The following is a 12,888-nucleotide window of genomic DNA, read 5'->3' on the forward strand; positions in this document are numbered from 1 at the left end:
AAATACCACTTACTTGTCAAAGTAAAAAAACTCGTTAATTTCGTTAAATTGGAACCCGTTAATTCTATTCTCTGTACTTGTTTTCGACTCTTTTAGCAGTACATCAAAGGAAAGTAGTACCCAATTTATGTTTAGATTCTATCGTAAGCAGAAGTTTAAGCGCCTTCAAAATACTCTAATGCTGGCATTTCTTGTCCTCAGTATTACCCCAGTGACACTAATCGCAATATTCTTCCTCCAGTCGCACAGTCAAGATCTACAGGAACAAAGCACCTCACATCTTGTTTCGGTTCGTGATACTAAGCAACAGCAAATCGTCGATTACCTTCAAGCTCAAGAGTCCCAAGTCATGGGCTTTGTACGATCAGAACTGGCTAATGCCAGTGGTGGGCGATTCTATGGATTGATCAATGCATTTCAAAGGCTCGGCCTAGATATTGACGAAGCACGTAGCAATGCACAGCAGCGTTATATTCAAGGATCAGGCGATCAAATCAAAACATCTATTCTTCCAGAATCGAACAGTTTTATTGGCAGTGAGCGTTATCGCCTACTACACAAACGCTACCACAACGCTTACCTAGAACTGCTTAAGCGCTCTGATTTTGACGATATCTTATTGATTGATATCAACGGTAACGTCGCTTATTCCGTATCTAAGCATGATGATTATGGCACCAATTTACTGACCGGTAAGTACAAGGATTCAAACCTAGGCACTACCTTTCAACAACTAAAAAAAGACGTAACCGACCGACGCAAATCTAATGAGGATTACACGCCTGTTATTGTCTCTGACTTTAAAGACGAGAATGGTAAACAAACAGCATGGTTAGGTGCGCCTATCGTACAGCAGGGCTATCTGCACAGCTATGCGATGTTTAGATTACCGATCAACGGCATAACGAAACTTATCGCGGATCTCAACAAGAGTTCAAATATTCAGACGCTGCTTGTGGGTGATGATCACCTGCCGCGTAGCCTTGCGCATTCGCAAGAATCGATCAACTTAAGCCTAGACGTTGTTGATAAAGCGCTTGCGGGCGAAACTGCAGTGGGTACGTTCGATAACACTCAAGATCAAGCGATCATAGCTGCCTATACGCCAATTGAACTCAAATATGCAACTTGGGCTCTCGTTGTCGAGTTGCCAGAGAAAGAAGCATTTTCCCGAATTCACCAGCTAGAAAAGATCTTCGTAATCGTAATGTTAACTGCAATCATTCTTGTATTTGTTTCATCGCATTACCTATCCAACTTCATCACATCGCCGCTCCTCAAACTCACTTGGGCAGCCGAGAAAGTATCTGCTGGTGATCTTGATGAAACGATGATCAATACCGAGCGAAAAGATGAGATAGGCCGCCTTGCAGTAAGCTTCGAACGAATGCAGCGCTCAATTCGCGAAAAGATGCAGCTGATAAGAAGCCAGAATGATGAACTTGAGGACAACCTTAAGACCATTCAAAAGCAAAACGAAGAGTTGCACCTTGCTAACAAACTAAAAGATGAGTTCTTAGCGACGACTTCTCACGAACTTAGAACACCACTGCATGGGATGGTTGGTATTGCCGAAGCACTAATATCTGGTGCGAACGGTCCAATTCCAGCTAACCAGAAATACCAGCTAGATATCATCATTAATAGTGGTCAGAGACTAGCAACACTGGTTGATGACCTGCTTGATTACCACAAAATGCGCTACGGCAGCTTGGATATTAAGAAATCTGCAGTTGATCTGTCTGCAGCCACCAGCTTGGTGCTTGAGCTGTCACATCACCTGCTGGGTAGTAAACCAATCCGCATTATTAACCAAGTTCCTAGTGATTTGGGGCTAGTTTCATCTGACCCTCAACGCCTTGAGCAAGTGATGTATAACTTGGTCGGTAATGCCATCAAGTACACATCAGAAGGTAAGATAGTCATCTCTGCAAGCGTTATTGACGACAACATTCGCGTGCAAGTTGTTGATACCGGACAAGGTATACCCGCTGAGTATCTAGAGCACATCTTTGAACCCTTAGTTCAAGCAGGTCAAGATGCAGGCAACTATCGTCAAGGTGCAGGGCTTGGGTTATCCATTAGCCGTCAACTGATTGAGCTTATGGGCGGGTCACTTTACGTAAGTAGTCAACCGATGCTTGGCACTACCTTCAGCTTTACGCTACCTTTAGCTACGCAAGAAGAATTGCAGAACTACAGCAAGTCTGGCAACTACTCACACTTTCAAGCTCCAGATTTAATTGATAATACTCAACAAGAAGACAGCGTTATCAATGAAAACCCTGACGGCCCACTCTTAGTAATCGCAGATGATGAGCCAGTAAACCTAAGAGTATTAGACAGTTTCTTGAAGTTAGAAGGTTTTCGAGTTCGTACCGCATGTGACGGCCCAGAAACCATTGGAATAATTGAAAAAGAGAAGCCTGAATTACTTCTACTCGACATCATGATGCCTGGTATGAGTGGCTACCAGGTTTGTGAGACACTGCGTAAACAATATGACCATGCACAGTTACCAATTATCATGCTTACGGCGCTTAACCAGGCAGAGGACCGAGTGCGAGGCTTCGAAGTCGGAGCCAATGACTACTTATCCAAGCCATTCAACAAACAAGAGTTAGCCGCTCGAATTACTGCGCACCTATCAGCAAGCAAAGCTGAGCAAAGACGACTTGAAAATGACCAACTGCAACTAGAGCTTAAACACAGAGCCATGGTTGAAGCTAATTTACTAGAGACACAAGGACGTTTACTAGAACAGTTAGAATCAGCCCCTGAAGCCATTATATGTATTCGTGATGATCAACGTATTCGCTTCGCCAACGAAGCAGCAGCGAAACTCTTTAGGCGTGGGCAAGAGCAACTTAAGCGTTCAATGGCTGACGAAATCATTGCTCCTAAGTACCTCAAAATAGAACAAGCCCACTACTGCGGTGATATTGATATCTACATAGATGACACACGTCAGCGCATTCCAAGTGATATCCTTAAGCTACCTGAAGGCTCAGGGCTCGACACCATGTACATCTTCAATGTGGGTGGTGGCGTTAACTCAAACCGAGTCAATAACCTTGAAACGGCGGTTGAGGCACTTTCAAGCTACGCCTTTGAAGGTGACAAAGATAAGCTCCAACAGCTGAAAGAGCTCGGAGGTGAGTTTACTCGTATCGCAGATAAAGCGAGCGGTGAAGGTAAAAATAAACAGGAATTAATGCGTGAAGTATTGGTTGATGCCATGACCAATGCCATCATTTACTGGGAATCAGTAACAGGTGAAACTAAGTTTGCCTTCGCAGAGAAGAGTGGCTTGTGGCGCGTCTACTTAGACCGCAGTACGCTGCAAACTCGAACACTAGACAAATACCTACGCGTAGAAACCCTACCGAAAACGCCTCGCTGGCGAACGGTACTGAGCTCAATCGAATTCATACTGGAACACTGCAAAGAACAGACGCCAGAAAGAACCCACATTGAGATGCTAAGGGATAAACTTCAGAAACTACTGACCAGTTAAACCCTGAACCAACATCACGATACTTTGAATAATGGAGCCCACCTAGCGTGGGCTTTTTTGTACGCCTAATAATCACAAAAAGTAGAATCCCAACACTTGCAACGCACTTTTTTTACGTCTTTAAACAAGGAAGAATTCACGCCAATTACGCACAGTGCGTCCTCGTAACCGTCAGTACTTTTCGTTCTATTCTCAATAATATCTGACCGTTAGCTGACTCTTTGTTGCAGTTTGAGAAGCGAGTCACAACAGAACGGCAGATTTAATTTTCTAGGGAAATTTAACGTAAAACTGGCAAGTGACCAAGATCTACAATTATACCAACGTAGGTTAAATCATTATAATAAAAAGCCTTTAACGTTAGTGACTACTTACACATAGCAAAAACCTCAAAACCAAATGCGAGTCACATCACCTTAACAATTGCGAACAAAAAACCACCAAAGCAACCTATTTTAACGTTAATGACGTGGGGTTGTGTATTTTTAACGTTTTTGACGGGAAACGAGTTTGATTAATTCATCGATAAGGTGTTTTCTTACTCCTGCCAAAGGCCTACAGGCCACTCTTACCACTTCTCGGAATCAGCGATGAATCTGGAGCAACGAAGAAGAAGAAGAGGTAGGCCTTTAACCAGAGTGTGTATCTACTAAGCAAATTTAGCGACAGATAACATTCAATCCATTAGTGAAATGAAAGCAAATAGTAAGGAACAGCTATGCTTGCCAATATAAAAAAAACAGCAATAGCAACAGCAATTATTGCAACTGCTACAACAGGTTTTGCATCAGTAGCAACCGCTGCAGAACGCAGTGAACTGACCGTTCACCCGAAAGAGTACACTACATTCGTACGTAACTTTAACCCGTACCTTGGTGCTACTAACCTACATACTACAACTGACTTCATGTATGAGCCGCTAGTAGTATTTAACGAAATGCACGGTAACACTCCAGTGTTCCGTCTAGCTGAAAACTTCAAGATGTCAGATGATCTGATGAGCGTTGTTTTCGACATTCGTAAGGGTGTGAAATGGTCTGACGGAGAAACTTTCTCTGCTGATGATGTTGTTTTTTCTTTCAACCTTGTAAAAGAGAAACCAGAGCTTGACCAATCTGGTATCAACTCTTGGGTAACTTCTGTAGAAAAACTGAACGACAACCAAGTTAAGTTTACACTAACCGAAGCAAACTCAAACGTACCTTACGAGATTGCTAAAGTACCTGTAGTACCTAAGCACATCTGGAAAGACGTTAAAGATCCATCAACGTTTACCAATGAGAACCCAGTAGGTTCTGGTCCATTTACAGAAATCGATACGTTTACAGCCCAACTATACATCCAGTGTGCAAACCCGAACTACTGGGATGCAGACAACCTAGATGTTGACTGTCTACGTGTTCCACAAATTGCGAACAACGACCAATTCCTAGGTAAAGTTGTAAACAGTGAAATGGACTGGACGTCTTCTTTCGTTCCAGATATCGATCGTACATACGCAGCAGCTAGCCCTAAACACCACTACTGGTACCCGCCGGCAGGTACACAGGCATTCATCGTTAACTTCAAGCACCCTGATGCTGCGAAACATGAAGCATTGAGCAACGTTGACTTCCGTCGTGCTTTCTCTATGGCTCTTGACCGTCAAACTATCATCGACATCGCATTCTACGGTGGCGGTACTGTGAACGATTTCGCATCGGGTCTTGGCTACGCGTTTGAAGCTTGGTCTGATGAAAAAACTCACGACAAGTACAAAGGCTTCAACACATACAACGCTGAAGGCGCGAAGAAGCTTCTTGCTGACGCTGGCTTCAAAGATGTAAACAAAGATGGTTTTGTTGACACTCCATCAGGCAAGTCTTTCGAACTAATGATTCAATCGCCAAACGGCTGGACTGACTTCAACAACACAGTTCAACTAGCGGTAGAACAGCTGAACGAAATCGGTATTAAAGCGAAAGCTCGTACACCTGACTTCTCTGTTTACAACCAAGCAATGCTTGAAGGTACATACGACGTAGCATACACAAACTACTTCCATGGTGCGGATCCATACACGTACTGGAACAGTGCTTACAACTCATCACTACAATCTGGTGATGGTATGCCTCGTTTCGCAATGCACTTCTACAAAAACGATAAGCTAGATGGTCTTCTAAACAGCTTCTACAAAACAGCTGATAAGAACGAGCAGCTAGATATTGCACACGGTATCCAGCAAATCATCGCTGCAGACCAAGTGACAATCCCAGTGATGTCTGGTGCTTACATGTACCAATACAACACAACTCGCTTCACTGGTTGGTGGAACGAAGAAAATCCAAAAGGCCGTCCAAACATTTGGGCTGGTATTCCAGAGCGTCTACTTCATGTACTGGACCTAAAACCAGTTAAATAAGTAATCGTTCAATCCTTGCGGCGTAACCTCTTACGCCGCTTATAAAAATCCCCACTCTCTCAATTGAAAGTATGGCGCTAGTCGTCAGGGGATTTTTCGTTCCAAATTTCGCTAGGAGCGACCTGAATCCAGAAACAGGGAAACAATCTGGGTGAGTAAGGTGTGAGTTATGGGTTATTTTTTAAGACGTTTGTCATTTTATTTTGTCGCGCTATTAGTTGCAGCGACGTTAAACTTTATTATTCCAAGAGCAATGCCTGGTGACCCAGTTACCATGATGTTTGCGAACGCTTCTGTACAAGTTACTCCTGAGCGTATTGCTGCAATGAAAGAACTATTAGGCTTCGTTGATGGCGGCTATTTTGTTCAATACGTAGCGTACATGAAGAACATTCTAAGCTGGGAGCTTGGTACATCAATTCAATTCTACCCACTTTCTGTTAATACACTGTTGGGTGGAGCATTTGGTTGGTCGCTATTCTTAGCAGGCACCGCCGTTATTCTTTCTTTCTCTATTGGTTCAATCCTAGGTATTTTCGCAGCGTGGAAACGCGGCAGTAAATACGATGCCTTCGTAACTCCAGGAATGCTGATTCTACAAGCAGTTCCTCAAGTTGTTATCGCAATGATTGCACTATTTACCTTTGCAATTGGCTTGAAGTGGTTCCCAACAGGTTACGCCTATACCGCAGGTACGATTCCAGATTGGACAAGCTGGGCATTCATTAAAGATGTCGCTTACCACGCCTTTTTACCTTTGCTATGTGCATCCATTGTTCAAATTGGTGGCTTCCTAGTAAACATGCGTAACAACATGATCAACCTACTAGCCGAAGACTACATCACAATGGCGAAAGGCAAAGGCCTTAGCGAAAACCGAGTGGTGTTCAATTACGCAGCTCGTAACGCGATGCTACCAAGTGTGACAGCGCTTTCGATGTCTCTAGGTATGGCAATCGGTGGTCAGTTAATTATCGAAATTATCTTTAACTACCCAGGTCTTGGCAGCGTACTTTTCAACGCAATTAACGCTCGTGATTACCAAGTACTGCAAGGTCAGCTGCTTATCATGACGCTATTCATGCTGTTCTTTAACCTAGTTGCAGACATGCTTTACGTTGTTCTTGACCCTCGTCTTCGTAAGGGTGGTAAATAATCATGAAAGACTTTCTAAAACTCATTTGGCGTAACCCGATGGCCCTAACAGGCGTCATCATCCTAAGTATTTTTATTCTTGGCGCTATTGCAGCTCCATTAATCACCAAACATGTACCAGACAAGCGTACAGGTAACCCACACGAATATCCTGGTTTCGTGGTGAAGTCTGCACAAACTAACCCTGATGGCTGGGTTGCTCAAAACCTAGCAGACGACCGTCGTACATTGATCATGTCCAAAAAGGCAGACCACGTACTAGGTACAACTCGTATGGGTCGTGACGTTTGGTCTCAAGTTGTATACGGCGCACGCGTATCTCTTGCTGTAGGTTTTGGTGCGGGTCTAACAGTATGTTTACTCGCAACTGTTATTGGTGTTTCTGCAGGTTACTTCGGTGGCCGTGTCGATGACGTTCTAACAGCCGCAATGAATATCATGCTAGTAATCCCTCAATACCCATTACTGTTCGTAGTAGCTGCCTTTATCGGTGAGGCAGGGCCACTCACCATAACCTTGGTTATCGGCTTTATGTCCTGGGCTTGGGGCGCCCGTGTTGTTCGCTCCCAGACCTTAGCACTGCGTGAAAAAGAGTTTGTAAAAGCCGCTGAAGTTTTGGGTGAATCTTCATTCCGCATCATCTTCGTAGAGATTCTGCCAAACCTTATCTCTATCGTTGGCGCAAGCTTCATCGGTTCGGTGATGTACGCAATCATGATGGAAGCAACCATCTCGTTCCTAGGTCTTGGTGACCCGAACACAATCAGCTGGGGCATCATGCTTTACAACGTTCAAACCTCTTCATCAATGCTGATTGGCGCTTGGTGGGAACTGTTGGCTCCTTGTATCGCACTGACACTACTTGTAACTGGCCTTGCTCTACTTAACTTCGCTGTCGATGAAATTGCTAACCCGCAACTGCGTTCTCACAAAGGCATGAAGCGTTGGAAGAAACTAGCAGCTCAAGACAAAGAAGAACGTGAACCAGAACTACCACCACAAAATGCACTTTGGAGCGGAGATAAATAATCATGTCTGAACCACTAATTTCTATCCGCAACTTATGCGTGGATTACATTACAGAGTCTGGCGATGTTCGTGCGTGTAACAACGTAAGTTTCGACATCGCTCCAGGTGAAGTATTCGGCCTAGCTGGTGAATCTGGCTGTGGTAAATCAACGGTCGCTTTCTCTCTTATGCGTCTTCATAAGCCGCCCGCTTACATCAGTGGTGGTGAGGTTATCTTCAACGGTGAGAACATCCTGGAATACAGTGATGACCGTATGCAGTCGTTCCGTTGGAGCGAGATGTCGATGGTATTTCAGAGCGCAATGAACGCACTCAACCCAGTACTACCGATGGAAGAGCAGTTCTGTGACGTAATTATGCGTCACACCAACATGACTCGTGAGCAAGCTCAACAACGTGCTGAAGGTCTACTTGAAATCGTAGATATTCACCCGAGCCGATTGAGTGACTACCCTCACCAATTCTCTGGTGGCATGCGTCAGCGCTTAGTTATCGCTATCGCTCTCGCACTGAATCCAAAGCTGATCATCATGGATGAGCCGACAACCGCACTTGATGTGGTTGTACAACGCGAAATCCTACAAAAGATCTATGCACTGAAAGAAGAGTTTGGCTTCTCGATTCTGTTCATCACCCATGACTTGTCATTGATGGTCGAGTTCTCTGACCGCATCGGCATCATGTACTCGGGTGAGCTAATCGAAGTGGCTAACTCTCAAGATATTCTAGAAAACCCTTACCACCCTTACACCAAAGGGCTGGGAAGTTCTTTCCCTCCACTGACAGGGCCAAAGACAAAGTTAGCAGGTATTCCGGGTAACCCTCTGAACCTGTTAGAGATCCCTGAAGGGTGTCGTTTCCAAGCTCGTTGTGACCGTGTACATGAAACGTGTACCAAGGTGCCAACCAAGCTGCGTTCTATCGACCCGGGACATTTGTCTAACTGCCACCTGTACGGTGACCCAATAGTACAAAGGAAGCTATAGCTTGCACGCTGACTCAGCGTGAATAACGAACAAGGCGGCTCGACCGCCTAAAAACAAGCAAAGCGAATAAGGATTCTGGAGACAATTATGAGCAAAGATTTAGGTCAATTATTGGTGGAAGGCAAGAATGTCGTAAAAGACTTCCCAATAAGCAGTACCACCATTCAAACCCCGATGATGCGTGCAATTAACGACGTGTCATTCAAGATGTACAAAAGCCGCGGCCTAGCAGTGGTTGGTGAGTCTGGTTCAGGCAAATCAACAACCGCAAAAATGATCGCAAAAATGTATGCGCCTTCAGGCGGCACGATCGAATACAAAGGTCGTGATATCCAAGAGATCTCAAGCAGAAAAGATCTTATGCACTACCGTGAAGGCGTGCAGATGGTATGGCAAGACCCGTTTGGTTCATTGAACCCAACGCACAATATCTTCCACCACATTGCTCGACCACTGTTGATCCACAAGAAAGTATCTCCGGGTAACAAGAAAGAGTTAGAAGAACGCGTTTACGATCTTTTAGAGCAAGTAGGCTTAATCCCACCAAAAGAGACGGCGCAAAAATACCCTCACCAACTCTCTGGTGGTCAGCGTCAACGTGTCAACCTAGCCCGCAACATCGCGGTAGGTGCCGAAGTTGTATTAGCTGATGAACCAACTTCAATGCTTGATGTATCGATTCGTGCTGGTGTTTTGAACCTGATGGAAGAGATGAAGTTTGAGAAGCAAATGTCACTTCTTTACATCACTCACGATATCGCAACCGCTCGTTACATTGCTGAAGATCTTTCAGTGATGTACGTGGGACACATGGTGGAATGGGGCGATACCGATGATGTGATTGCTAACCCTCAACACCCTTACACTCAGCTATTGGTTTCGGCAGTTCCAGATCCTAAGAAATCGATACACGACCAACTAGCAGGTAACAAAGGGGAGATCCCACTTTGGACACCAGTATCAGCAGGTTGCCCATTTGCAGGCCGTTGTACTCACGCGATGGACAAGTGTAAAGAACAGCTGCCAGGAGTTACACAGTTAGCTGATAACCACTTTGTACGTTGTTACCTACACGAAAGCTAAGCAATAAAGTCCAAGTTAGGGTCTGCGGACCCTAACTATTTATATCCAAAACATTCAAGTACCTAGCCAATAGAAACTAGGACTGTCGGAGAATATTGATGCTGTTATTGACCAACCATATTGGCTATGAGTCCACAGGCCCAAAGCAAGCTATCTTACAAACAAAGAAAGCTCGTCTATCGAGCACTACGGCTTTACTCGTCTGTGCTGACAACCATATGACTGTCGGAAGTTTTGATGTGGTTAAACAAGGCCATGTAGCAAATTGGCATCAAGGACAATTCTTCACTATCGATTTCAGTTCAGTTACTGAATCTGGTCGCTACTACCTGCGCTTTGATAACCTACGCTCAGAAGTGTTCGAGATCGGGAGCAACCTATTAATGAACCACACCTTTTCTGATGTGCTTCATTACTTCAAGTCACAACGTTGTGGCGGCACTTTTGACAAGAAAGATCGACAAGCAAAAATTCTCGGCACTGACAGATACGTCGATGTACACGGTGGATGGTATGACGCATCAGGCGATGTAAGTAAGTACTTTAGCCACCTATCTTATGGTAACTACCTCAATCCTCAACAGATTCCTATGGTTGTTTGGAACATGCTTAAAAGCGTGCGCTTAACCATCAATAACCCTGACTTCCCAAAATTCTCCATGACTCGTCTAACGGAAGAGGCTCTGTTCGGTGCCGACTTCTTAGTGCGCATGCAAGACGCTGACGGATACTTTTATATGACGGTATTCGACAAATGGAGTAAAGATATCAACCAACGCGATATCTGCGCTTATGCGACTCAAGAAGGTCATAAATCAACGGACTTACAAGCGGGCTACCGACAAGGTGCAGGTGTTGCTATCGCATCATTAGCTGCAGCTTCTGAGCTTGAAATCTCTGGCGGCTACTCGAGCCACACATACCTTGAAACGGCTGTTAAGGGTTACTGGCATCTAAAAGAGTACAACCTCCAGTATCTAAACGATGGTGAAGAGAACATCATCGATGAGTATTGCGCCCTACTCGCAGCCAATGAGCTGTATCGCGTAACACAAGACCAGCAATACCTATCAGAAGCAAGAACTTGGGCGACTCGTTTAATCTCTCGCCAACATTCAGATGATTCATTTGAGCACTTCTGGTCGGCAAACTCTGATGGCTCTCGTCCATACTTTCACGCAGCTGAAGCCGGTCTTCCTGTGATTACACTATGCGAATACATCAACAACGAAACCGATGCTGAATTAAAAGAACAGGCGCGCACAGTTGTTGAACAAGCTTGTCAGTTCGAAATCAACATCACCGATAAAGTCACCAACCCATTTGGCTATCCAAGACAATACGTTAAATCTGTCGATGGTGATAAACGTGATGCCTTTTTCGTCGCTCAACAGAACGAAACCGGTTACTGGTGGCAAGGCGAAAACGCACGCCTTGGCTCACTCGCAACCATGGCTTACCTAGTTCAACCGCACATTAAAGATAGCGAACTTCAAGAGCGCTTAATCCAGCTTTCACAAAATAGCCTTGATTGGATCTTGGGCCTCAACCCATACCACATGTGCATGCTCGATGGTCATGGACATAACAACCCAGACTACCTGCCTCTGCTTGGTTTCTTCAATGCGAAAGGCGGTATCTGTAATGGCATCACAGCTGGTTTTGACGATGAACAAGGCATTGCGTTCAATCCACCAGCACAAAAAGATGACATGCTTCAAAACTGGCGTTGGGGTGAGCAATGGATCCCTCATGGTGCGTGGTTCCTATTAGCAACCGCTGCGCAATTCAATTTCCTAGCACAGCGTAAGGAGCAATAATCATGACTCTTTACTACGTAGGTATTGATGGTGGTGGCACTTCTTGTCGTGCGCGTATTCGCGATGACCAAGGCACACTCATTGGTGAAGCGAAAAGTGGCAGCGCCAACATCCTTTTGGGTGTTGATGTAGCGATGAGCTCAATTGTTGATGCGATTACTCAAGCGGCGCAGCAAGGGCAACTCGACTCTAACGATTTTTCTAATATGCATGTTGGTTTGGCGCTAGCTGGCGCAGAGCAAAAGTCAGCATGGCTCGACTTCATGGCACAGACACACCCTTTCGCTAGCATGACGTTAAATACCGACGCTTATGGTGCTTGTATTGGTGCTCACAATGGCCAAAACGGAGCAATCATGATTGGTGGTACGGGTTCTTGCGGTATCTACCTAAAAGACGGTGAGCAACATGTGGTTGGCGGTCGTGAATTTCCGATTTCAGATCAAGGCGGCGGCGCAGTCATGGGCTTACGTTTGATTCAACAAGTCTTGCTTGCAGAAGACGGAATTCGCAGCAAAACCCCGCTGACTCTACATGTGATGAATCACTTTAATAATGATGTGGATGCCATTGTCGAATGGTCAAAAGGCGCGATTCCAAAGGATTACGGTCAATTCTCACCAGTTATTTTTCAACTCGCTAACGAAGGTGACGAACTGGCTATCGATATGCTCAAGCAAACCGCGGCTGATATCGAAATGTTTGTCTTAGCACTGCATCGAAAAGGCGCTGACAAGGTGTGCTTAATGGGAAGTATCGCTGAGCGTATTCTCAACTGGCTATCACCACCAGTACAACAATGGATCGTTAAACCTCAATTCGACGCTATTGAAGGCGCATTGATGTTTGCCGGAAAACCACAACACAACTTGTATCAACAGGCTTAGCAGGGAAGTT

The 12,888-nt window shown here is 45.0% G+C and carries 8 protein-coding genes; all 8 read left to right on the forward strand.

The features are described 5' to 3' along the window. The first annotated feature begins 127 nt into the window (after positions 1 to 127). The 8 genes from ACED48_RS04370 to ACED48_RS04405 all read left to right on the forward strand — a co-directional run bounded on the left by ACED48_RS04370 (position 128) and on the right by ACED48_RS04405 (position 12,878). Positions 128 to 3,517, forward strand: a complete 3,390-nt coding sequence (locus tag ACED48_RS04370) for a response regulator (RefSeq protein ID WP_017056651.1) — start codon at positions 128 to 130, stop codon at positions 3,515 to 3,517. A 718-nt stretch (positions 3,518 to 4,235) separates the two neighbouring features. After that, on the forward strand, positions 4,236 to 5,918 hold the full coding sequence (locus ACED48_RS04375) for an ABC transporter substrate-binding protein (RefSeq protein ID WP_017056650.1): 1,683 nt from the start codon (positions 4,236 to 4,238) through the stop codon (positions 5,916 to 5,918). 169 nt (positions 5,919 to 6,087) lie between these two features. Further along, positions 6,088 to 7,074: an ABC transporter permease gene (locus ACED48_RS04380; RefSeq protein WP_017056649.1), complete on the forward strand. Its 987-nt coding sequence runs from the start codon at positions 6,088 to 6,090 to the stop codon at positions 7,072 to 7,074. 2 nt (positions 7,075 to 7,076) lie between these two features. Beyond that, positions 7,077 to 8,102 carry an ABC transporter permease gene (locus ACED48_RS04385; RefSeq protein ID WP_017056648.1) on the forward strand — a complete coding sequence of 342 codons (1,026 nt, stop codon included), beginning with the start codon at positions 7,077 to 7,079 and terminating at the stop codon, positions 8,100 to 8,102. A 2-nt stretch (positions 8,103 to 8,104) separates the two neighbouring features. After that, a complete protein-coding gene (locus tag ACED48_RS04390; RefSeq protein WP_017056647.1) occupies positions 8,105 to 9,088 on the forward strand; it encodes an ABC transporter ATP-binding protein in 984 nt (327 codons plus the stop codon). Between the two features lie 87 nt (positions 9,089 to 9,175). Then, positions 9,176 to 10,171 carry an ABC transporter ATP-binding protein gene (locus ACED48_RS04395; protein ID WP_017056646.1) on the forward strand — a complete coding sequence of 332 codons (996 nt, stop codon included), beginning with the start codon at positions 9,176 to 9,178 and terminating at the stop codon, positions 10,169 to 10,171. Between the two features lie 98 nt (positions 10,172 to 10,269). Continuing rightward, positions 10,270 to 11,991 carry a glycoside hydrolase family 9 protein gene (locus ACED48_RS04400; RefSeq protein WP_017056645.1) on the forward strand — a complete coding sequence of 574 codons (1,722 nt, stop codon included), beginning with the start codon at positions 10,270 to 10,272 and terminating at the stop codon, positions 11,989 to 11,991. Positions 11,992 to 11,993: 2 nt separating this feature from the next. Next, positions 11,994 to 12,878 (forward strand): N-acetylglucosamine kinase, encoded by an 885-nt coding sequence (locus tag ACED48_RS04405; protein ID WP_017056644.1) that lies wholly within the window; start codon positions 11,994 to 11,996, stop codon positions 12,876 to 12,878. Positions 12,879 to 12,888: the final 10 nt, after the last annotated feature.

It is taken from the genome of Vibrio sp. 5S239, from assembly GCF_041439575.1.
GTDB classification, from domain to species: domain Bacteria; phylum Pseudomonadota; class Gammaproteobacteria; order Enterobacterales; family Vibrionaceae; genus Vibrio; species Vibrio kanaloae.

Bases quoted from the DNA above. Each gene is read 5' to 3' on its own strand.
- ACED48_RS04395 (WP_017056646.1), top strand. From the start codon at position 9,176: ATGAGCAAAGATTTAGGTCAATTATTGGTGGAAGGCAAGAATGTCGTA.
- ACED48_RS04375 (WP_017056650.1), top strand. From the start codon at position 4,236: ATGCTTGCCAATATAAAAAAAACAGCAATAGCAACAGCAATTATTGCA.
- ACED48_RS04390 (WP_017056647.1), top strand. From the start codon at position 8,105: ATGTCTGAACCACTAATTTCTATCCGCAACTTATGCGTGGATTACATT.
- ACED48_RS04385 (WP_017056648.1), top strand. From the start codon at position 7,077: ATGAAAGACTTTCTAAAACTCATTTGGCGTAACCCGATGGCCCTAACA.
- ACED48_RS04405 (WP_017056644.1), top strand. From the start codon at position 11,994: ATGACTCTTTACTACGTAGGTATTGATGGTGGTGGCACTTCTTGTCGT.
- ACED48_RS04370 (WP_017056651.1), top strand. From the start codon at position 128: ATGTTTAGATTCTATCGTAAGCAGAAGTTTAAGCGCCTTCAAAATACT.
- ACED48_RS04400 (WP_017056645.1), top strand. From the start codon at position 10,270: ATGCTGTTATTGACCAACCATATTGGCTATGAGTCCACAGGCCCAAAG.
- ACED48_RS04380 (WP_017056649.1), top strand. From the start codon at position 6,088: ATGGGTTATTTTTTAAGACGTTTGTCATTTTATTTTGTCGCGCTATTA.